21 protein-coding genes and 2 pseudogenes are annotated in these 22430 nt (G+C 36.5%); 5 read left to right on the forward strand and 18 right to left on the reverse strand.

Going from position 1 to position 22430, the window contains the following annotated elements:
- Window positions 1-215, reverse strand: a pseudogene (locus H344_RS0115280) (IS982 family transposase); the annotation flags it as partial.
- A 192-nt stretch (window positions 216-407) separates the two neighbouring features.
- Here H344_RS0115280 and H344_RS0115285 point away from each other — a divergent pair.
- Together H344_RS0115285 and H344_RS0115290 are read left to right on the forward strand one after the other, a co-directional pair.
- Window positions 408-2792, forward strand: coding sequence for a TonB-dependent receptor (locus H344_RS0115285; RefSeq protein WP_026811096.1), 2385 nt, complete (start codon window positions 408-410; stop codon window positions 2790-2792).
- 6 nt (window positions 2793-2798) lie between these two features.
- Window positions 2799-3887: a PepSY-associated TM helix domain-containing protein gene (locus H344_RS0115290; RefSeq protein WP_026811097.1), complete on the forward strand. Its 1089-nt coding sequence runs from the start codon at window positions 2799-2801 to the stop codon at window positions 3885-3887.
- A 394-nt stretch (window positions 3888-4281) separates the two neighbouring features.
- Here the strand turns inward: H344_RS0115290 and H344_RS0115300 are convergent, their stop codons facing one another.
- The 17 genes from H344_RS0115300 to H344_RS0115385 all read right to left on the reverse strand — a co-directional run bounded on the left by H344_RS0115300 (window position 4282) and on the right by H344_RS0115385 (window position 21268).
- A complete protein-coding gene (locus H344_RS0115300; protein ID WP_026811098.1) occupies window positions 4282-4464 on the reverse strand; it encodes a hypothetical protein in 183 nt (60 codons plus the stop codon).
- Between the two features lie 97 nt (window positions 4465-4561).
- Window positions 4562-5122, reverse strand: coding sequence for a BfmA/BtgA family mobilization protein (locus H344_RS22015; protein ID WP_205667195.1), 561 nt, complete (start codon window positions 5120-5122; stop codon window positions 4562-4564).
- A gap of 257 nt (window positions 5123-5379) precedes the next feature.
- The gene (locus H344_RS0115310; RefSeq protein ID WP_026811099.1) at window positions 5380-6042 is read right to left on the reverse strand and encodes a P-loop NTPase family protein; all 663 of its coding nucleotides are present in this window, start codon (window positions 6040-6042) and stop codon (window positions 5380-5382) included.
- Window positions 6043-6047: 5 nt separating this feature from the next.
- Window positions 6048-6506 (reverse strand): helix-turn-helix domain-containing protein, encoded by a 459-nt coding sequence (locus H344_RS21210; protein WP_157378326.1) that lies wholly within the window; start codon window positions 6504-6506, stop codon window positions 6048-6050.
- Between the two features lie 9 nt (window positions 6507-6515).
- Window positions 6516-6917, reverse strand: coding sequence for a hypothetical protein (locus H344_RS22175; protein WP_026811100.1), 402 nt, complete (start codon window positions 6915-6917; stop codon window positions 6516-6518).
- A complete protein-coding gene (locus H344_RS0115325) occupies window positions 6914-7201 on the reverse strand; it encodes a helix-turn-helix transcriptional regulator (protein WP_026811101.1) in 288 nt (95 codons plus the stop codon). Before H344_RS0115325 ends, H344_RS22175 begins: the two co-directional genes overlap by 4 nt.
- A 531-nt stretch (window positions 7202-7732) precedes the next feature.
- Window positions 7733-8917: a serine hydrolase domain-containing protein gene (locus H344_RS20520; protein WP_084148830.1), complete on the reverse strand. Its 1185-nt coding sequence runs from the start codon at window positions 8915-8917 to the stop codon at window positions 7733-7735.
- Between the two features lie 369 nt (window positions 8918-9286).
- Complete coding sequence (locus tag H344_RS0115340; RefSeq protein WP_026811102.1) at window positions 9287-10765, reverse strand: mannitol dehydrogenase family protein; 1479 nt, start codon at window positions 10763-10765, stop codon at window positions 9287-9289.
- Window positions 10765-12486 (reverse strand): purine-cytosine permease family protein, encoded by a 1722-nt coding sequence (locus H344_RS0115345; protein ID WP_026811103.1) that lies wholly within the window; start codon window positions 12484-12486, stop codon window positions 10765-10767. Before H344_RS0115345 ends, H344_RS0115340 begins: the two co-directional genes overlap by 1 nt.
- Window positions 12487-12976: 490 nt before the next feature.
- Window positions 12977-13744 (reverse strand): LytR/AlgR family response regulator transcription factor, encoded by a 768-nt coding sequence (locus H344_RS0115350; RefSeq protein WP_026811104.1) that lies wholly within the window; start codon window positions 13742-13744, stop codon window positions 12977-12979.
- Entirely contained in the window at window positions 13741-14772 is a 1032-nt protein-coding gene (locus H344_RS0115355) for a sensor histidine kinase (protein ID WP_026811105.1), read from the reverse strand. The genes H344_RS0115350 and H344_RS0115355 overlap by 4 nt, the downstream gene beginning before the upstream one ends.
- Window positions 14773-14828: 56 nt before the next feature.
- On the reverse strand, window positions 14829-15575 hold the full coding sequence (locus H344_RS0115360; protein ID WP_026811106.1) for a hypothetical protein: 747 nt from the start codon (window positions 15573-15575) through the stop codon (window positions 14829-14831).
- Between the two features lie 382 nt (window positions 15576-15957).
- The gene (locus H344_RS0115365; RefSeq protein WP_026811107.1) at window positions 15958-16929 is read right to left on the reverse strand and encodes an acyl-CoA thioester hydrolase/BAAT C-terminal domain-containing protein; all 972 of its coding nucleotides are present in this window, start codon (window positions 16927-16929) and stop codon (window positions 15958-15960) included.
- A gap of 159 nt (window positions 16930-17088) precedes the next feature.
- Window positions 17089-18120 carry a serine hydrolase domain-containing protein gene (locus tag H344_RS0115370; protein WP_026811108.1) on the reverse strand — a complete coding sequence of 344 codons (1032 nt, stop codon included), beginning with the start codon at window positions 18118-18120 and terminating at the stop codon, window positions 17089-17091.
- A 9-nt stretch (window positions 18121-18129) separates the two neighbouring features.
- Window positions 18130-18894 carry a DUF6090 family protein gene (locus H344_RS21215; protein ID WP_026811109.1) on the reverse strand — a complete coding sequence of 255 codons (765 nt, stop codon included), beginning with the start codon at window positions 18892-18894 and terminating at the stop codon, window positions 18130-18132.
- 551 nt (window positions 18895-19445) lie between these two features.
- A complete protein-coding gene (locus tag H344_RS0115380) occupies window positions 19446-19862 on the reverse strand; it encodes a hypothetical protein (RefSeq protein ID WP_026811110.1) in 417 nt (138 codons plus the stop codon).
- 188 nt (window positions 19863-20050) lie between these two features.
- Window positions 20051-21268 carry a serine hydrolase domain-containing protein gene (locus H344_RS0115385; RefSeq protein ID WP_026811111.1) on the reverse strand — a complete coding sequence of 406 codons (1218 nt, stop codon included), beginning with the start codon at window positions 21266-21268 and terminating at the stop codon, window positions 20051-20053.
- A gap of 121 nt (window positions 21269-21389) precedes the next feature.
- On the opposite strand from H344_RS0115385, the pseudogene H344_RS21525 reads away from it, so the two are divergent.
- From H344_RS21525 to H344_RS21755, 3 genes and pseudogenes are all read left to right on the forward strand, one after another.
- A pseudogene (locus H344_RS21525) lies at window positions 21390-21599 on the forward strand (transposase); the annotation flags it as partial.
- 43 nt (window positions 21600-21642) lie between these two features.
- Window positions 21643-21726, forward strand: a complete 84-nt coding sequence (locus H344_RS22465) for a reverse transcriptase family protein (protein ID WP_240485000.1) — start codon at window positions 21643-21645, stop codon at window positions 21724-21726.
- Window positions 21704-21877, forward strand: coding sequence for a hypothetical protein (locus H344_RS21755; RefSeq protein ID WP_157378328.1), 174 nt, complete (start codon window positions 21704-21706; stop codon window positions 21875-21877). The genes H344_RS22465 and H344_RS21755 overlap by 23 nt, the downstream gene beginning before the upstream one ends.
- Window positions 21878-22430: the final 553 nt, after the last annotated feature.

Here is a 22430-nt window from a genome sequence, read left to right on the forward strand (position 1 = left end):
TGTACATAAAAAATATAAAAATGCTTAAAGTTTTTAAAGCCGCTCACGTGATAGATAACTGAAATGGTCATCACCTCGCTACTGGACATCCTACCGGGTCTATTTCTAGTCTTTTTGCCCTGTGTTAGAAGGTTTTGTCTTAGAGCAGGCTCAAAAACCTTAGAAAACTCATCAATATTGAAGAAAATTTCAGTAATTTTATCATTGGAAATCATGGCGGATAATTTAGTTAAATATTTGATTTTTAGACACTTAAATATACTAAATTTCCGCTTTTTCTATGGTGTAAAAACCCAATAATAATCGAAATTCTTACGTCGAACTCAGGTTATAAATAAAAAACCTTGGTGAAATAATATCTGGACTCTATATTTGCATCTATTTTTAATCAATCTAAATAAGAATAGATGAAATTTATTACATTGGCTGCTGCCTTATTGATGTCCCTAACTGTACTTTCGCAAGCAGATTTACAGGGGAAAATAACAGATGAATCTAACCAACCCATTACCGGGGCCACCCTTTATCTTGAGGAGCTTGAACTGGGTACAATGACTGATTTTAATGGGAATTACCATTTGGAAACTATTCCTCAAGGTAGTTACAAATTAAAAATCCGTATGCTGGGATACGAAAGTCAAACTCAAAATGTTCGTCTAGAATCCAATACTGATCAGCTGTTAAATATTATCCTAAAAGAAGATATCAGCAATCTAGACGAGGTGGTTGTTTCCGCAAGTAGGCATTCAGAATACCTCTCCGAAATTCCTGCTTCCGTATCCGTTGTTGGGCAGGTGAAATTGGAAGAATTTTCACAAGTCACTACCAATATTAGCGACATTCTGGAGTTTACCGTTCCTGGTCTAGCTATTTCTACAGGCACTTTTTCAAATTGGGGCCAAACCCTGCGCGGAAGATCACTTTTAGTAATGGTAGATGGCATTCCACAATCTACTCCACTTAGAAATGGACAATTGGGGATAAAATCGATAAATCCAAATGATATTAGTAGGGTAGAAGTTATTAAAGGGGCTACTTCCATTTTTGGAAATGGTGGAAATGGTGGTTTTATAAATTACATTACCAAAAACCCGACCTCTAACAAAAGGCTGGAAGGCACCACCAATGTTTGGGGAACTAGCAACTTGGCAAAATCTAAAGATGCCATGGGTTGGGGAGTATATCAATCCCTAAAAGGTAACCTAAATAAATTCAGATATTATATTAGCGGTAGTTTGGAGCAGACTGGTAATAAATACGATGCAGATGGCGTACCACTACTCCCCACCTATGGTTTTGACAATACCGATATTTACAGTGCCTTTGGGAAATTGGAATACCTTCTTGGCGAAAATCAGAAACTGTCCATTGGTGGTAGTATTTACAAATCTGTCCACGATACCCCATTTATTCCAGTTCCTGGCGAGGTACAGGTATTTAACGAAGCAGGCGATTATCAAATAAAAGCGGGTTATGGAATAAAAGGTGTTATCTCCGGCGAAGAACCAACGGGATCTACTCTTATAAATGGACAATTAACCTATAATTTGAACAATATATTTAACGGTACTACCAATTTTGAGACCGACCTATATTACCAAAGTACCGAAAACATCTTTTTTTATTCGGACAAATTTGAAAATGGGGGGCAATCAGTCATCAATGCGGAAAAATATGGGTTAAGACCTACTTTTAATACTAAATTTGGCTCCTACAATGCTATTGATGTTTCTTTAACCTATGGGTTAGACCTACTAAAAGATAAAACCAATCAGGGACTTTTAGATGGCAGGCTTTGGGTCCCCAATATAGAGTTGATTAACTGGGCCCCATATGCGCAGGCAACATTTAAGTTTAACAATCAATGGGTTGTAAAAGGTGGTTTGCGATACGATGATATGAATATGGATATCGTGGACTACAACACCCTTCCCTATTCTCCCAAGGGAGACGGAAATTACAATCCGTCCGTGGCCGTGGAAGGCGGAAAGCTTGCTTTTAATAACCTAGCCTTTAATCTTGGGGTACGGTTTATAGAGCACCAAGAATTTATTCCGTATATAAGTTATTCTCAAGGTTTCTCCATCGCTGATCTTGGTTCTGTTCTACGTTCTGCGGTTGCGAGCAATATTAACGACATTCAATTAGAACCGGCAGTAACCAATAATTATGAATTTGGTTTTATGTCCAAGTTCTCAAATATTCAGTTAGAAGCTGTTGGGTACTACAGTACATCGAATTTAGGAACAGGGGTGGTTTTTGTAGATGAGATCAACACTTTTGTACCTTCAAAACAACCACAACAAATTTATGGAGGTGAAATCTCAGTAGATTTTACAAGTTTGGACAACAGGTGGCAAATTGGGACCTCCTACTCTTATGTAGAAGGAGTAAAACATCAGATTGGTGATCCAAACAATCTTTCATTTTTAGGGGGCGATGTAATTTCTGCACCTAAATTGACTGCCTATGTTTCGTGGAAGCCCACGGAGAAATTAAATACTTCGTTGAGACTGACAAATTTAGGTGATAGAAATCGATTTGATCCCTTCTTGGATGCCAATGATAATTGGGCTTATAGGCATACCGAATTCCCCGTCAACGGATACACGTTGGTAAATCTTTCCATGGCCTATCAATTACAGTCTAATATTTCTGTTTCCCTTGGAATTAATAATTTACTGAATGAATATTATCTACCTGCAAGGTCGCAATGGGCGTCGCCATTAACGACCTTTACCGGGGCAGGAGAAGGCACCAATGCCAAGCTGAGCTTACAGTACAAGTTTTAAAAATAATTGAACCAATTGTTACATTTTAATAGGACGATTAAGAAAATCCACCTTTGGTTAGGCATAAGCTGCGGCCTGATAGCTTCTATTTCAGGGCTAACAGGGTCGCTTTATGTATGGCAACCGGAATTATCTTCCGCACTTAACCCAAAATTATTAACAGTTTCGGAGATAGATACCATATCTGAAGAAACATTGTTACAAACGGCCTCTTATTTAATGAAAAGGCATAAGGATAGTTTAATAAGAATTAATCTGCCTTATAGAGAACAACAGACCGTATCCTTAATCTTTGAAAACGGGGAAACGCATTACCACCATCCACGGACCGCAAGCTATCTAGGTACAAAATCAGTCTCGATACAGTTTTTTGAAGATTTATTAAATATTCACCGTACTCTGGGTATTCCAAAAATTGGCAAATATATAATGGGTAGTAGTACCATTATTTTTCTTTTATCCATATTGTGTACCGGGATCTATATATGGTGGAAAGCCTATGGAAACAATTTAAAAAGGGGCTTTATAATAAAATGGAAAGCCAAGAAAAAGAAACTTAATTATGACCTACATAAAGTACTGGGAGCTAGCTTTTTTATTCCACTAGCCTTAATTGCCTTTTCGGGTGCGTATTTTACTTATAATAGTTATTACAAGGCTGCCTTCACCCTACTAGATAGTCCCAAGAGGACACAAAGCAACAATTCTGATATACAGCCTAAGTTTACCGAGTTGATAAGGAAACCTGACTCTATTTATGCTTTAAGAGCTATTTATTTCCCTAGTAAAAATAATAAGGATTTTCACTTTAGATATATCCAAGATCGTTTTATAGAACCAGGATTTAGAAGAAGCAAAGAATTAAAAATAACTAAAACCGACGAAGTATTAAGTTTAACTCAATTTCACACCGATCTAAATAGCAATAAGATTACAGCCCAATTTTATCCAATTCACACTGGAGAAATTGCTGGGATATATGGAAGGCTTTTGGTCTTCATTTCTGGGTTGGTGCCGATAACGCTGTATATAACTGGTTTTAAAATGTACTTTTTAAAGAGAAAGAAGTCTTTGAAAACTAAAAGGAAAAATTAGAAATATTCTTAGGGAAAATCTATACTTTCAAGTTTAGATTAGAGAAATCGGTTTCCATTAAACCTTTATCATAATATATAGTAAGTATATGTATTCAAATATCAATGTTATTTTTTAATGAGTGGGAACAATTTCAATTAAGAGAATATTATCAGGGCCTTACAAAATGCGAATTTTACACAGGTTGTAAAATTTATTCAAGGAAGACTTCCAAATATGTCGTGGTTTTAAATAAAAACACTACAGAACTAATGGATAATTATGTAGATTATTAAAATATAAAGAAGCTGATAAATTTAAAATATCACTCCGAACTTATTGAGGTCTAAAGTACATTACATTTATGGATATTTATTTCCAATAAATGTTATCACCTATCTTAACCCCCCAAATCTTACCCAAGAACTTTGCGCATGGATCCTTTTCGATTTTTGTCGTGTTCGGAAAGATAAACGACAAGAAAAAATCGAGTAGGGCGCACTTGCTTAAGTAAATTGGAGAGGTTTTTCATTTTATCCATGGCAATTAATTGTGCGCTGGCAAAGATAAAGGCATGGGGTGTTTTTCTACGCTCCATGCTTTTATGAGCGATCCTGAGGAGGTTTAAAAATCCACAGGTTTTTCAACTTCCGCAGGGACTGGATTCGTTTTTCGAATCATCCAATAACGTTATACTAGTGCAATTCTTTTTCTATTTTCATTTTAAGCCTTTCAAAATCTGCAAGGGTCATATCCAATTGTAATCTAGGTTTCCCAAAACTGCTCTTTACCAGGTGTAACTTTTTGAGCACTAAATAAAACTCCACCCTGTTTTGCCTTAGGTCTCGTTTAAGGTTGGTATTTTCCTTTTCCATAATAAGGGCCTGCTCCACCTTTTTAAAAAACATATCCCTTTCCGGATCAGTATCCTGACCGTACAGTAACAATGGAGCTTGTTCTTGTTTCTTTTTGGGCGAGTGCTCAAATAAAAGTTCTAGCATGGTCTTGGTTGGGAGTATCCCTTGTTTTTCAATATTTTTCATCATGGCCGCCATCGCATTAAACCTTTTTTTGATCAGGTTAGTTATGGTCCTCCCATTGGGTCCAAGGGATTCCTTTGGGGAAATCTCGTTATAGAGGAAAAAGTCCAGCATAGCCTGTAGCGCCTCCGTATGCGTCTTAAAAAACTTCCTCGAAAAGGTTTGGAAATCCTTGACTGTTTCTTTCTTAAAGCGTATACTTTGAAATGACTTCATAATTTTCTGTTTTGTCGCAAATTCTTCCTAAAAGGTTGGGGTTTACAGGGTGTTTGTCGCAAATTTATAAAATTGGAAAAAAAACATTATTTTTATAACCACCTAGTAATCATCGTGTTGGCGATTTAAATAAATACGTAACGCGGCTCTGCCCGTTACCCTCTTGCTATACCATTGTTTTTGTTTCATCTCGGTTAAGAATACCTTTGTTAGAACGAAAACATTAATCCTATTGAATTTTCCTTTTCTTTCTCAAGCTATTTTCTTCGGCTAGGGCCATCCAACTTTAACTGATTGAACATTCTTATAAACCGATCTGAAATCTGTGTTCCGTAGCGGTTCTCTATTTGAGCAAAACTCAAGTTGGTCGTTATGTGGGTCTTTGTCCCCAAACTTTCAAAGTTCCGATAGCGGTTTAAAAGTATCCTGACAAATACTTCTTCCTTTCCGTATTGGTATACATTGTTTCCCACCGTTTCAGTACCTAGGTCATCGAAGAGAAAAGTCCCCTTAGAATAATATTCTATAATCTCGTCCTTGTTTCTTACGGCATTATATTTCGCTACTACCTCTTGCGCTGCAATGATGGGAAACCACAATTCTGGAATTCGATATTGTTGAGACATGTTCTGGATGATCTTAAAGCTCGATGTCTTGCCGGTTCCGTAAGAACCAAAAACCAACAACCCTTTTTTAAGCGATATGTTCTCCAAAATTTCGAATTGGGGGTCACCATTCCAATACTTACAGAAATGCCTTAAGAAGTTCTTATTTGTAGCGTCTACCTCGAAATTGATCTCCAAAGGGGCGTAAAACTCTACTGCCGACTTAAAAAAAACTTTTTTAAAAAGCTCTGGGTTGCAAAGCTGTTTGCGCACTGTTTGATGTTCCGAAATTTGATTTAGCCATCCCTTTTCCATATCGTCTATTCTAAGATTGGACTTCTATTTTCTTTTTCTTCTTTTAAAAAGGTAAATTGTTTTATCCTTTGTTTTGTTACTGGTTTATTATGGTAGACATTTTTATCTATGCTGCCTGGACTATACTGTCTACGCTGTTCCGACGCTTTTGTCCTGTCAGCCTTGCTATTATAAACGTTGAAACGCAACAAACTTTTCAGATAGCGCTTCCTACCGTCAAAGGCCGTTTCTTCTATCCATCCCAATTTCTTTAGTTCGGTTACGTACCTAGAGACTTGCCGTTCTGAAATATGCAGAAAAGATGCAATGTGCTTGTTGGACATATAGCATTCCTTATCATTTTCGGTAAAGCTGTGTATCTCCAGGAATAAAATTTTTGCATACCAGTTCACCTCAGAGTTCAAGTAGATCGATTTCGGAATCCAGATTCCTTTAAAATTTCTATCTAATTTTTCCGTAGCCATAGGATTCAATTATTTCCTGTTCCTCAACAAGGACCTATTAAATTGCTCCTCCAAGGTTTCATCCGAAACATCGGGTTCCCCCAATAGCCAAATATCTATCGTATCCTTGTCAAAGAATTTCTGACGTATATGGGGGTTGTTGCCCATAGGAATGAGTTCTGACCGGATCAGGATTTCTAGTTTCCCAGTACTGATATCGACACCAGCTTTGGCAAGTTCAATAATCAGGGAATTGAGGTTCAGATAAGACCATTGAGCTCGTTTTTTGAACGATATCTGGAAATCATAGGATATCTCATTGTACATAATATCGTACTTCCCTTCCAAGTATTCAATGGTATAATCGTAGATCGTCTTTTTCTTGGCATCCTCTACCTTGTAGAGTTGACCCCGATGTTCGCCGACAATCATGGCCGCCTATTTTTTAGAGTGTGTCTTAGGGCCTCGTTTTCGATATCGGCCTTGGATTTTCTACTGTTCTGTAGGAGCCAATTGTTCAGCTTTCTTTTTTCAAAGAAAATCATTTTTCCGTTGGGCTTGGAGTGGGGGATAGTCCCGGAGGAAGTCAGTTTGTAAAGATAGCTTCTCGATATTCCGGTGTAGTCACAGGTTTCCTCAAAAGTTAACACCTCTTTATGGGCGGTTAACAGTTTTTCCAAACGATCTAAGCGATCAAAAATTAAAATAGTGTCCATTTGTTTCTCTTTTAAGATTTAGAAATGAACAAAAGCGCTTTTGTTTACCTTCTATAGGTTTGTTAAAATAAAAGTAGGGAATAGGTGGGCTGAAAGCCATGAGAAATACAATTAGTTATCCACAACTAATTGGTGTATAGGATGTTGTGTTAATTGATGTAACCTAATATAATAAGCAATATCATTTGGTATTATATGATATCATAGAAAATTAAAATACACCGATCTGCATTGTAGTTATGATGGTAATTTTAGGGTTGAAAACAGAGTTATTAACAATTGAAAGCGAGGGGATTGGAGATTTGGAGGTAGAAAAAGGGCAGATTAGGTTATTTATAGGAGAGACATGTACATTATTATATCTCATTTTTTTGAGAAATGCTGTTAGCCATGTGAAATCTTTTGAATATTAAATAGTCTGATTTTTTTGGGAAGCCTATAGACAAAATAAGAACGCCCTGAAAAGGGCTTAAAGAGTACGGTTCTCGTAAATTTATGGTCTTGTGGAACGGTTACTTTTATTGTACCCAGTTATTTATTCTTAAGTGCTGGGATTATTCTGTCTTGCAAAGCACTATAAGTTGACTTTTCTGGCTCATCATTTATATTCCAACCATTAAAGAGAATTATTAAATTATGTTCTACTGCTATCATTAAATACTGACCTCCATATCCGTTGGCGGAGTAAATATTGGTTTTGCCATTATCCGTATATTCAGGAATCCACCATTGATAACCATATCCCGTAACACTTCGCCATTGAGGTTTTACATTTTTAAGTAAATGCCTTGTGGATGTTGTGACCCAACTTTCAGATACAATTTGCTTGCCGTTCCATTTCCCTTTGTTCAAAAATAATAAACCAATTTTAGCCAAGTCTTCTGCCTTAAGATATAAACCACCCTCTGTATCAATTTCTCCATCAGGCGTTTCTTTCCAATAGTATTCTGTAATGCCGAGTGGCTCAAATAATTTTTCTTCTGCCCAATCGTCAATTCGTTTGCCTGTAATAGTTCTAATTATTTTACCTAAAAGCACAGTTCCGCCGCCATTATACACGAATCTTGTTCCTGGTATGGTATCCATAGGTTTACTCAATACATATTCTATCCAGTTGTCACTTGATTCCAGCCTAAAACAGTCATTTGTAGTATCATTATGATCAGTCTCTTCATTCCATTGTAATCCACTTCTCATAGTTAATAAATCTTCAATGGATATATTTTGTTTTCGTTTATCCCGAAAGTCAATGTCATAACCATTCAGCAAAGGCAGTGCTTTGTTGTCAACATTATAATCCTCATTCAAATCCAGCGCAATACCAAAAAGGATTGATGTAATACTTTTGGTAACAGACTGAAGTGTGTGCAATTCAGTTTGCTTGTAGTATGGATGCCAATCTGTACTGTTAAAATTGTATTGATGATTGGTAGTGTCATATTTTTGAACAATGGCTTCATAGTCCTGTTCATATTTATAATCTGCCAGCAACTCGTCATTTTGTATGACCATAAAGCGGTCAATTAATCCATAATCTCCATTATTTATTTCTGAATTAATAGAATCAATTACGGCTGAAATGACGTTTTGAGAAGGAGCCTTTTGTGAGTTTTTAATAGTCGCTTTGTTCTTGTCTTTTGTATTACAACTGGTGACCATTACTATAAACAAAATTGAGAATGTTAGCGTTTTAAACTTATTCAATAGCATTCTCATAATTTCGTTTTGAATGGGTACAATGTAAGGAAATAGTAACGAGTTACCTGATAGCTACATTATATGTATCTAATATAAGTAATATTAAATTAAGATATCCACTGTACCTCTAAACCACGCCTACAAAGTCCAAATTCAATTTGAGAATTAAGTTCGCAGCTTCCTTCATTTTCTTGTCGATGATTTTGACATAGGTTTAATTTTAATGTGACCTATACGTTTGGAAACTTATTTTTGGAAAAAGGTATTCGTGAATGCTATGGCATTTGAGGGGTGCACTCCGTCATTAGATGGCGGAGCCATCCAATCGATTGTGATGCGTTTTTTATTTGTTTATTTTTTCGCTTTTAATAATCTCAATTGTAAATTTTAAATGATATCCTCCATATACTTTTTGATATTGGCATCCTCATATATTTTCTGAACTGCCTCTGTATATAACTTTGTAAATCGCTCATTTTTAATAAGATTACCAAATAGAGATTCTTGTCTTATAAAGGCTAAAGGGTCGGTTGTAGTTTGTTTGGCCACTTGATGTAGTTCGGTGCTCATGGCATCGATAATTTCGATTGGATGCCCTAGTCTATCCTTTCCTTTATCACTATAATAACACCAGGCAGCAATGATTAAGGTTGCAAACTTGATACTGCCACCAGTAGCTAAATTATCATGTATAGTAGCAATTAAAAATTTTGGCAATTTGGCGGAGCTTTCCGAACAAATACGGCTGACACTGTCTTTGATATTCGGGTTGGCAAAACGCTCTAATAGACTGTCTTTGTAGTCTTCCAAATCAATGCCTTCAATGTTTCCCAAAATGGGTGTAGCTTCTTGGTCTAGGTAGGCCCGTAAATAGGTTTTGAAGGTTTGGTCTTCTATGCAGGCATTGATGGTGGGGTGACCGTGAAGAGCTCCTAAAATCCCCAATACTGAATGTCCGGCATTGAGCAGTCGTAGTTTCATTTTCTCATAAGGCCCCACATCAGGAACGAATTGTACGCCAACCAATTCAAAAGCGGGCCGCCCATTCGAAAATTTATCTTCTACTACCCATTGTATAAAAGGTTCGCAGGTAACGGGCCAAGCATCTTGCACGCTATAGTTTTGTGCAAGGGTTTCGATATCTGATTTCGTTGTTACCGGTGTAATCCGATCAACCATACTATTGGGGAAGCAGACTTCTTGGGCTATCCATTTCGCCAACCCCTTGTCTTGCACTTCGGCAAAGGCGAGTAACATCTTACGCGCCATATCGCCATTGTGCTCAATATTGTCGCAAGACAAGATGGTAAAAGCAGGCAAGCCTGTAGCTCGGCGTCTTTTTAAGGCTTCGGTTAGAAAACCGTAGACCGTTTTCGGTTCCGCAGGGTTTTGAAGTTCGTGTTGTATGTCTGGGTTGTCAAAATTGAATTCTCCCGTGGTGGGGTTGAAATTATATCCTCCTTCAGTGATGGTCAGCGAAACAATTTTAGTATCGGCATGCGCCATTTGCGCGATGACGGGTTCGGGGTTGGTGGTGCCCATTTTAAAATCTACGATGGACCCAATGACCTCAGGTTCGATTTTTCCGTCCGGGTGTTTGACCATCAAGGTGTACAGGTGGTCTTGTTTTTTAAAAATTTCATGGAGGTTGGCATCCGCTTCGCGCAAACCAATGCCACAGAGTGCGGAGGCCGCACCGCCTTTTTTGAGCTCGTTTACGTAATATGCTAAATGAGATCGGTGGAATCCTCCTACGCCGATATGTACGATGTCCGCTGTATCCGAAGTCCGATTATAGTTCGGCACGGGTATACGGCTTCCGATTTGCGCTAAATTTTCTTGATTGAGTTGTATTGGGTTTTCCATTAGATTACTTCTTTTTTAGATTTTCCTCGTTTCAACGCCCAATAGGCGAGTACGAAATAAATGATGGTACAAATAAAAGCGTAGGTATAAAAGAGTTCTCGATTTTCGAGATAGTCCGTTTCTGATGCACTTCCGAACATGACATTACTAGCTAACACCAAGGTGGCGACCAAAGCGACAATCGCAATAAATTTTAATCCCTTCGAGAACATAGAAACATCCTTCGGAATAACTACTTCCTCTTTTGCTTGTTGCTCTTGAAAGCGTTCAATAGTTTCATTACGAACCTCTTCTTCTTTCACTTCCGCTACATACTTTTCTTTCGCCCCATACTTAGACGCGAGCAGTGTATACACAATGATGGTAAAAAACCATGTCGGGATAAAGAGATAATAGAAAGAAATCACATCAATGGCATTCAGTCCAAAACCGAAGACCAAGCCTAAGGCCCAAGACGCAACGGCAGGCAAACTAAAGGTCAACTTGCGATACGAAGACCAATAGCGTGTAAAGCCGATACGTGGAAAAATCTGATGTTCGGCAAACACAATCGCGCCTACGGGAACCACCAATAGCCCTGCATAGGTGAGTAGTGGCAGAATCTGCGAAAAAACAAAGGGGAAACAGGCAATGACTACAGTTACTACTCCGACTACGATAGTCGTTAGCTTTCGGGAATGGTTAAAGAAAATCGCCTGTGCGGCCAATCCTGCTCTATATAAATTCGTAATGGCGGTTGTCCAACCGGCAACAATAACAATCACAAATCCTGACCAACCGAGGGCGTAATACGCCACATCGCCTGGATCTAATTCTACGATGGATTTTCCTAAAATAGCGGCAGCACCGGCACCCATAATTCCGGCAGCGATCCATGCGACATAGTGACCGAACATCATACCGGTACTGGTGGCATATCCGTAGTTCTTCTTTTTTGCAAAACGGAGGAGGGCCATATCAATCAATCCGAAATGTGTAATGGTATTAGCGGCCCAACCGAAGCCGATGACTTCGACCAATCCGATTCCGGAGTCGCCGTCGCTGTTGATGCCCGTCCAAATGGATTGGTCGCCCAAGGTTATAAAATCGGCCCATCCAGAGGGTAAAGTTTTATCCAAAACAGCTAAAGACAAAGCGGGGAGGAGCACCATGGCACCACTCGTAAACATCACAAAAAGCCAAGGCGCACAAATACCCGAGAATTCGGAAACGGCATTAAATCCATAGAGCGCAATGGAAACCACAACGATGCCCACGGCTATAACAATCAATATAAACCAGGCATTGGTCGGATACCAATTGAGTTGCGCAGGAATATCAAAGGCAAAACGAACAGCGGTCGCCGAGACCGTTATCATCGCCGCCGAAATCACAGAAAATATGATGACATTAGCCCAGTTGTACAATTGGGTCATGGAATCTCCGGCAATCTTATTTAGATAGGTATAGAGGCTCAAGCGCGTATCAACTGCAATAGGGGAGGTGATAAATCGCCAGCTCAATACGGCGAGAATATTACCAATCAAAAGACCAAGAATAATATCCATGGTCTTGGCTCCCAGCGCGACGAAGGTAGCCCCGATGACAAATTCCGTTGCCGCTACATGCTCAGCAGCATATAGTCCTGCAAAATGGGTCCAATCATGTAATTTATGTTTGGCAACAGGTAATTGTTCTTCTTCTAGGTTTTCAAATTGTTTAAAATCTTCTGTGGTGTCCATATTTTAGGCTGGTTGGAAATTTTACTCCTGTTAAATTCTGTAATATATTTTTTTATGGGTTTGATCAAATGAACCACAATGATTATATGTAATAACAAGTTATTAAACCTCTATTTTTTAAGAGTAACTAATATATGATATTTTCAATAGAATATCTATCGAATGATCGTCTAACAGAGGGTTACAACAAATCCAAATTCAATTTGAGAAGTAAGTTCGTAGCTTCCTTCGTTTTCTTGTCGATGATTTTGGCATAGGTTTCCGTAGTTCTAATTTCGAGATGACCAAGGTGTTTGGAGACGGTATAGGTTTCTGCAAAATTTTCTAGTAGAATTATGAATCTCCGTTTACCAATATTGGTTACGGTTATCACTATGTATAAAGTGACTAGATTGAATTGCTTTAGTACGAGCGTGACGTATGCCCGCCTGCATAGGCGGACCTGTCTACCGACATAGGTAGGCTTGTCTGCTAGATGGTGTAATCACTTTTACTTTTCAATCCATTCTCGAAAAGAAGCTGTATTGCTTTGACTAGTTTTAAGATAGTTTTTGCCAGCTTTAATTTTTATGGCTAAGATATTTTTGGAGTACCGTTCTATTTTTTCTACGTGTCGTTTGCTTATAAGTGTACTGCGATTGATTCTAAAAAAACACTCTGGACTAAGCTGTCTTTCTATCTCGTTTAAAGTGGATTTGTTTAATAAATGTTTCTTTCCTGTTATATCAAACGCAAAAATAACACTCTCACTGGCTTCAAAGAAAGTAATGTTTTCCGTGTCTAAAAAGTAAATTCCCTGATGCGTACTAATGGAAAACCGTTTTTTATAAGTCTTTTTTTCGAAGTTCTGTTGAATAAGTTTTGTAAGATTGTTCAGTTGTTGATTTTCATTGGAAGATGAATTTTTAAATAAAAGAAACTTATTCCAAGCTAATTGAAAACGTTCTAGGGAAAATGGTTTTAATAAATAAGCTATTCCATTGCTTTCAAAAGCATCCATCAAAAATTGATCATAAGCTGTAGTGAAAATAATTGGGCAAGAAACTTGTACCTGCTTGTAGATTTCAAAAGCATTGCCATCTAATAATTCAATATCTGAAAATATTAGATCTACGCTAGAGTTATTAAGGAAATCAATTGCTGTTTCTACAGTATCAATCTCTACTACCACTTCGGTATTGGTTTCTAATGCATCTAGAAATCTTTTTAGTTTCTTTCTTGCAGGGATTTCGTCTTCAATAATGAGAATTTTTATCACTGTTCTAATGTATGAATTATAGGAATTATTACAGAAAATGTGCTATCAGTCTTTTGAATTTCAATAGGATTACTAGTTAACAATTTATATTGCTCTTTTAGGTTATTTAATGCTCTTCCTGAAGTTGATTTTGCATTTCGTTTGGTAATATAATTGTTTGTTACGTGAATGCTTTTGTTTGTATTAATTTTTATAATCACAGGATTTTCTGCTGTTCCTAAATTATGCTGAACAGCATTTTCAATTAGTAACTGTAAGGAGAGTGGAACGATATAGCCGTCAGAATTTTGGCTTTCAATTACTAATTGGTATGCGTCCCCATACTTATGTTGTATCAATTTAAAGTAGTGTTGTGCAAAAATAAGTTCCTCCATTATAGTAACAAATGTTTTGTCTGAGGCTTGTAAAACATATCTATAAATATCTGCAAATTCATTCAAAAAATAAGATGCTTTATCTTTGTCCTCATCAATCAGTTGATCTAAAACATTAAGGTTGTTAAAAAGAAAGTGAGGGTTAAGCTGTGTTTTTAGTTGGTTGATTTTATTTTCTGAAATCGCCTGGTTGTATTTAATTAGTTTCTTCTGTTTTATTAAGTTTTGATGATAATAATAATATGCTAGAAAAAAACTGCCGTAAATAAAGCCGTTTAAAAGATTAGAAAAGGTAGTAAGAATAAGAGTTTTTTGATTAAAATTTCGTTCAATATTATCAAAACTAAAAGCAATTAAAAACCCAATTATTTGCATTGTAATTAGGAAAGTAAGTAGCGAAGCACCGAAAATTTTCAACATTTTTTTCATCTCAAAAACATCGGATCTTTGCCAATTTTTTATAAAAAAGAGTATGATTATAAAAAGAACAGATACGGAAACTAGTGTAGCAAATGCTGATTCTGGGGTAAATATATAAGCGTTAATTTCTTCCCTTACTACAATGCGCGTATATACAGATTGTAAATATGCAAACAGTAAAATGAATAGCAAAAAATGCCGATTAGAATATCCGATATGTAATGGTTTTTTCATTTGATACTAAATCTAAAATAGCACTATATCACTATAGTGCTATTATAATAAATAGGTTATTTGTTTTTTTCTGGGAACGATGCAATCGTATTTCCATGCTCGTCATAAAAGTCGAGTTTAGCATTGTTTTCTTTGTCTACATAAAACATTGCCTTTGGTAGTCCTTTATCATCAAAAAGAAACAAGCCGTTATTCTGACTTCGTGTTTTACCTAGCAATACCCTTGGTACACCACCTATCAACCCTTTATCCATATATTCCTTTTGTTTAGTCATCATAGCTTGTGGGTCTGACTTGCGTAGCTCTTCTAGTTCTTTCATTATTTCGGCTGTTTTCAATTGGGACTCTTTACTTGGTCTATCATTAAAAGCTAAACTACTGCTCACAAATCTTTTGTCTCCTTTTTGATAATCTTGTGTAAGCAGCTGCATTACTTGGTCGCCATCATATTGATCATATGTTAATGATAACCCCGAACTGTGACCGTTTTCATTTTTTTGTCCATCATAAATAAATCCGCCACTTTCTATTCCATCTTCATTAAAAAATAGCATTCCTGATCGTTTTTTTCTGTTTACATTTGTTGGCCTTTCGTTGATTTTGTCATTCCCGTTTGGAAATCGCTCCACGTTTGTAATAATCATTTTTACGGTTCCATCTTTTTCTACTATATTAATCCTTTCCACATCTATTTCACTGAATTTTTGATTGCCATTTACTTTGAATGCCATAGAGATTATACAAGTTATTCCGACTACAGTAGTTACTGCAAAAGCTCTTAAAAATACTATTTCTCTTTTCATAGTTTGTTGAATTTTATTGTTATAATTTGATAGAACAAATCTATTTCATAGCGACTTTGTGTTCAATAATAGAACAATGAACCAAGGAAAATATCTGATGAGTTAAGGAATTTGGTTGGTGAGTTGGTTAGAGTGTAGTAAAAGGTAAAGATATCTGCACTATTTTCTAACAAAACAACGTATTGGTATGTCTGACAGAATGGAAGGGGAGGGGTACGGTAATTATAAAAACTATCCACAAAGAATGAGATATAGCCTTGTTCTAATCCATTTTAACCATGTACCAAGCTATTCGTGAAGGCCTTAGCATTGGAGAAGCGCTGTTGGGTCCTACTTAGGGGCGGACCCGTCTACTATAATTGCAATTGTTTTGTACTCGGATTTATATACTTTCTAGGAATTCCATTAATTTCATTTTGGCATCTTGTTTTGCTTTAAAATCACCATTATCATTTCCGCCAAATTCATATTCATAATCTTTTCCATCGATATGTATACTCCCAGTTCTATAACTCGACTTATCCTCAGGATTATTAGAAATTAAGTGTCCGGCGTTGTCATATTTTATATTCTTAAAGGAATGTTCAAAACTATTATCTTCTAATCTTTTTTCTATCATATCAGCCATAATTGATGATGGCCACACCTTGTCATCTTTTCCAGAAAAAAGTATGATTGGTCCATTAATCTTTTCTACTTTGATTGCTGCTTGGGTTATGAAATTTGTTTTTGCTAAACCACTTTTCCAATATTCCAGCAATTTAATTTTATTCGATTCGTTCCCTATGATTTTATGCATTGGCACATATGGAATATCAATTCCTTTATATTTCCAACTCGATTTCAATTCGTCGGAATTGTATGGCAAAACTGTATTAGACCAAGAAACAGAGCTTGGCGCATAGGCCACAACTCCGCTAATAGACTCAGTGAATGTGGAAGCAATTACTAATGCTAATTCCGCATTTCTTGATGCTCCCATAACAACTATTTTACTTGGGTCAACTTCAGGCTGATTTATAAGCCAATTAATGGCGTTTTCAAAGTATTCTAATTCAATTTCTTCAGGCAGTTTTGGTAAACCTTCTTTTCCTGTATAAGGTATAGACAAACCGACCATATCCTTAACAGCAAATTGCTGTGCCCAGTAATTTCCCCATTGTCCTCCTCCAACTAGAATTACTGCTGCTTTACTATTTGTATTGTTTTTTACAAAGTAGTCTGCTTGAAAGCCATAACCATTTATAGATTTTGGTTTTATTCCGTTGTAGAGCATATTGTCGGCAATTAAGTATCCAACAAAAAGCAATGCGATTATTCCAATAAAGAGAATGTATTTTCTATTTTTCTTCATTTACTTAGGGTGTTACCAACGGGAGTCTATGCAGCAATTTCATTTTGCATAAAAATAGTACTTCTAGATAATTTCATGTCGATTAGGAGAAGTTATCATACATTAATTTAAGAGGTAGAAGACTTAGCTTTTGAGTGGCATATTCTACTTTACTAGAATTTAGTTAGTATTCTTTTTAATTATTTTCACAATTCGGTTAATGGTAATTTCTGATAAATTCCATTCATAACCTTCAAAGTCCGTAGTATTGATGAATTGAACAACTACAGCATCAATATCTTTGTGGTACTCTGCTAGACTCTGATAACCTACAACCAAACCTCCATGATTATATTCATATGGATAGATTTCCTTTTCGCCCTCGTCAAATACAGAACCATCGTTTAAGGCTCGCAAGAATATACCAACATCTTCTGCTGTAGCCAACATCCCATATTCACGCGCTTTAAAATCTTCCTCATATCCTACATAATATCCACTCATAACATCATCTAAATCTACTTCAGTAATTGAAAAAAAGGTATTTTTCAAATCTAGGGGATTCAATATTTTCTCTTGTATATACCTATTGTGACTATATCCTAGAATATCATCCATAATCCTACGAAGCAATAAATAATTTGTGTTTGAATATTCATATCCTCTATTGGGTTTAAAACTCGCTGGTAGGTCTAGCGCAAAATCCAAGGCATTTAGGTTATTTTCCTGTTCATTTTGCCAATAATTTGGATTATCAGTGAAATTTGGAATACCAGAACGGTGTTGAATCATCATCCTCAAAGTTATTTCTTCAGCATTTTCAATCCTATCTTTAAATTCGGGAAGATAATAAGCGAGTGTTTTATCAAAAGACAAACGATTCTCTTTGACCAATTTTGTAGCTGCTACAGCGGTATATAACTTACTAATACTGGCGATTTTGAACAATGATTTTGGGTCGGTTGGTATTTTGTTTTTTCTATCCTTCCAACCAGCTGTGTAATATTCTGTTGGTTTTCCCGTTTGGTCCACATAAACAATCATACCGTCAAAACCGTGTCCAATTGCTTCTTCTACTTGGTCTTGAACGGTATCAGGAAGCGGTAAAATCCAAGCTTTCACCAAAATCCAAGGCACGAAAAACATGGATATTGCTGTTCCTCCGAGCAACAAAATACGTACAATCCACTTTGCTTTTTTGTTTTTTATCATTTTCTCCTTTTACTCTTCGGTTATCTTATCTATATCTTCTATTATTAGATGCCCTAATTCTGTTAATTTTTGATATTGTTCAATCATTGTATCAAATTGCCATGCAGCTAAACTAATGACATTTCTATAAGCTGGTTTGGCTGTATAATCTATAAATTCCTGGTCATACTCGGATTGAAGTGTGACTTTTGTTGTTAAGGAATCTAATGGCATAAATGCAGATGCCAAAATAAGTGACCTATCGATCTGGGTATCCAGAAAATTCTCTTGGTGAACTGTATATTGGTTATAACTCCTCTCATTCTCTGCAATTCTATCTACTAAACTATGATATTTAGCTAAAAGTGAATCGAGTTTTGTATTATTTATTTTACCATAAAATTCAGAATTTTTTAAAGATTCATAACCACCTGAATTAGGTTTGAAATAGAAATCTACAAAGGCAGCGCCACTGATCTTGAACAAAAAGAGATTGTCTTTTTCGGTTTTATTCAAGATACTATTTCGTGCTTTTTTACATAGATCAGCAATTTTTTTTCTTCCATTAGATAATTCTTCTAACTGTTCTATATCTTCTGTCGTATGTGATTTTATTTTAATCAAATATTCATTCAAAGAATTTTTATCTTTATTCGATTGATTCCAATTATTAATCTGCAACGCAATCAATATTCCGATAACCACCAATATTATTTCACCCAAGGCATATTTTAAGTATTGAGTTTTTTTATTGTCTAAAATCAGCTTATGTCTAATTCTTCTAAAGACTTTCATTAAATGAGTTTAAAATGGCCACAACAATTTGACTATAAGCAGTGACAAGATTTGTAACGGACAATTGCATACGGGTACTAACCTGAGGAAAATTGGTGGGCCGCGTAAATTTCGGGGGTTGTATTTAGGCTAGAACCATGTGAAATTTATAGCCCTTGTGCCTATTGTACAAGTTATAAAAAAAAATGGACCTGATAAGTTTCGATCAGGATCTGTATTGAAAGTTTAGTTATGTAGGGTGAAAATAGGATGACGAGAAGCTGTTCTTACAACTTCAACTATGCAAACGCAAACCATTGAACAATTTCTAGAGTAGAATACTCAATAACTGAAAGAGTAGGGCAAGGATTCCTGGTTTTTTATATAATATAGTAATGGAGCATCAGTACTTAATAAACTTGTTTTTAGCTTTTCAGAGTTAAAACGGACGGTATAGTAGATAAAATAGGAAAGCTATGAAAAAGTTTTAATGATTGTGGATTTTCGGAATTTATGGGCCTGTATAACGTTTATAGTGACAACAGTAGTTTTTTATAGATTAAAAATCATACTCATTTCATATCTATTGGTTCTACTAATAAATCAATAAAAAATTCGGAAAAAACTTCTAAGTCAATAATTGAAAATAGAACAGGAATAAAAAATAAACTTAGAATAAGGTAAAATAATACGGATGATTTTATCTTTTTTGTGTCTTGGTATTTTGCAATAAAATATAGGATTAGATAATACACGAAAAATATCAAAGTTGGCGCACCCAATATGGCAATAAATGAATTAAATACCACCCCAATTATAAAAATACCAACAGTAAGTAATGCCAATATTACAAACACAATAAATGATGCTTTTTTAAGCAGTTTATAGGATTGATGTTTTGCCATAAAGTAAAAAGGAATAATCACCAATATAAATAGCATTATTCCAATTCCTAAAAATTCGATGTTGAAGGTTTGATTGGTATTCATTTTTTAATTTGTCTTTGGTTGTTAGCCGAATAATTTCGTGAAATTACTGCCAACCGTAAATTGGATTAGTAGTGGAAGATTGCATTGCAGCAACCTGTTAAATCACAACGCAGTTTGTGCGCGCTACAAACCTTGATATTTAGTGGAAGTGATTTCAATAAGCGTTACTTTTTTGAGATAGTCTCTCTTTAATCAATCACGCGTTGAACGGCATCGATAAAAGCCTGTCTACCTTGAGTGAGTTCTTTAGAACTAGCTTTTGGCCAGGCTGCCATTTGGGCGATGACAAGGTTTTTATGAGGATTGATATAAATCATTTGACCAAAAATCCCGAAAGCACCATAGCTTCCATCTTTAAAACGCCACCATAAATAGCCATAGCCATCGCCCTGGTCCATGGTTTGATAAAGTAGTGACGTGGCATCCTTTAACCATTCCTCTGAAAGTATTTTTTTATCACCAATTTCACCCCCGTCCAACATTAGCATTCCCAGTCGTGCGAAATCTCTTAAACTCGCCGAAAGCCCACTTCCACCCAAATTGAGATGACTACACTCATCCGCTAGCCAATAGGCGTCAGACTCCATACCAAAAGGTTTCCAGATCTTTTCAGAGAGATATTCCGCTAAACTGATACCTGAGGCTTTCTGGACCAAAATCCCCACTAAATCAGTTTCACCGGTACTGTAGTTCCAATACGTTCCCGGTTTGTGGGCAAATTTTAAAGGCTTCATATAAGTTAAAATATGGGCTTCAGTATTTTCGCAAGGACTGAGATACATTTGTGCAACATCGGAGTCGTGGTCTTCATAGTCCTCGTTCCATTCAATTCCCGAAGTCATCGTTAACAGTTGACGGACGGTTACTTCGCCATAGTCATAATTATTAAATTCATCAATATATTTTTTTAAAGGATCTTCTAAACTCTCAATAGTACCTTCTTTTAACGCGACTCCCACCAACATAGAAGAAACAGATTTAGCGACGGAAAATGAAGTCCAAAGCGTCTTGTGATTGCTGTCGTCGGCATATTTTTCCAACCGAATTTGATTATCTTTTATCACGATAACGCCTTTAACATGATGATCATTCATATATGCATCCAAGGTCGTGTCGTCCTCCCACTTTGGCGTAATGTTCTTATACGCTTTTAACGGAGTACTGTGGGCAGCAGCAGGAATAGGAATACTCGGAAAAATAACGTGCATGATCGGAAAGCGACGTTCCTTTTCTTCTTGCAACCAGAAAAGCAGACTTTCTAGCTTTTGTCCCATGGTTTCACCGGGAATATCTGCGAGTTCATTATGCGCCGATTTTACTTCAAGAGTTTGACCATCTTGAGCGCTAAGATTTAGTGATCCGAGTGTTAAAAATAAGAGTAAGAAAAATGATTTTTTATTGATCATAACCTTTTTGGAGATTGCTATTGGGATTAGAGATAATTCTTTATTTGGTCTCAAAAGTAGTTTAAACTATCCACTTTAGTGTATCTCGTTTTAGCTTTCAAAAATACGGACTTTTACTAGATTGACGGAACAACGAAGTAGTGGACATACGGTTTCTCGGCTTAGCGTACATATCATCTGGTGCAGAAAACACCGATGCGCTGTTTTAAAGGGTATCATTCAGATTCGTTGCCGAAGTTTGCTGATAACGATACGCAAAGCTGAGGATGTAACGATATTGAAAGGATTTGTTTTGGAAAATGACGTTCATATGCATTTAGAATATCTACCCTCCTCAAGGAGGAGTAATTAGTCCATTACTTGCCAATTTATATTTGCATTACTGTGTTGATAAATGGTTAGAGAAACACAATCCATTGGTAAAGATGGTCCGTTATGCGGATGACAGTGCGCCATGAACGAAATTTATCCTATTTGGATAAATTTCGATGCTATAATGACGATGGAGGAAGGCCCTCCGAATTTGGTTTGCAGGAACTGATTTCAAATCACCGTATGCTGCTGCATTTAAGAGATGTGGTGGTGAGCGATACGGAAAAGGCAGTCTAGAACTGTCAGATAACTATACAGAAGATGACCGCAAGGGAATCACTGATGACATGTCGAAAGCATAGAAACGATGTCAAAACCAGGGGGAAGTCGTTAACCTGGGATAAGTCTGGAAGAAACCTGTTTTACTGACCAGACGGCATCCGGCACAAAGGTGACATGATCTGTATGGAGGCGTTGTTATGGAACTTGGGAACCTGTCGTTCCGATGTTAAGGGAGACAGCCAAGCAGAGGCCCTGTAAGGCTAAGAGTACCGATGCGGAGCACAGGGGCGGAGTATTCCGTAGTAGTAATGAAGGTTCTTGTAATGGGAACTGAGCGAAGGGAATACATTATTCAGCTAATTGAATTAGTCAACTAAGAGTAAAATTATTATTAGGAGGAACCAATGCAAGAAGCAAAGTCATTTAAAATTCCAAAAATGCTCATAGTAGAAGCCTATGAGAAAGTGAAGTCGAACAAGGGCGCAGCTGGAATAGACAAAGTAACCATAGAAGAATTTGATAAGAATTTAAAGTCGAATCTCTACAAACTATGGAATAGGATGTCGTC

Origin of the sequence: Arenibacter latericius DSM 15913 (genome assembly GCF_000424985.1) — a bacterium.
GTDB classification, from domain to species: Bacteria; Bacteroidota; Bacteroidia; order Flavobacteriales; family Flavobacteriaceae; genus Arenibacter; species Arenibacter latericius.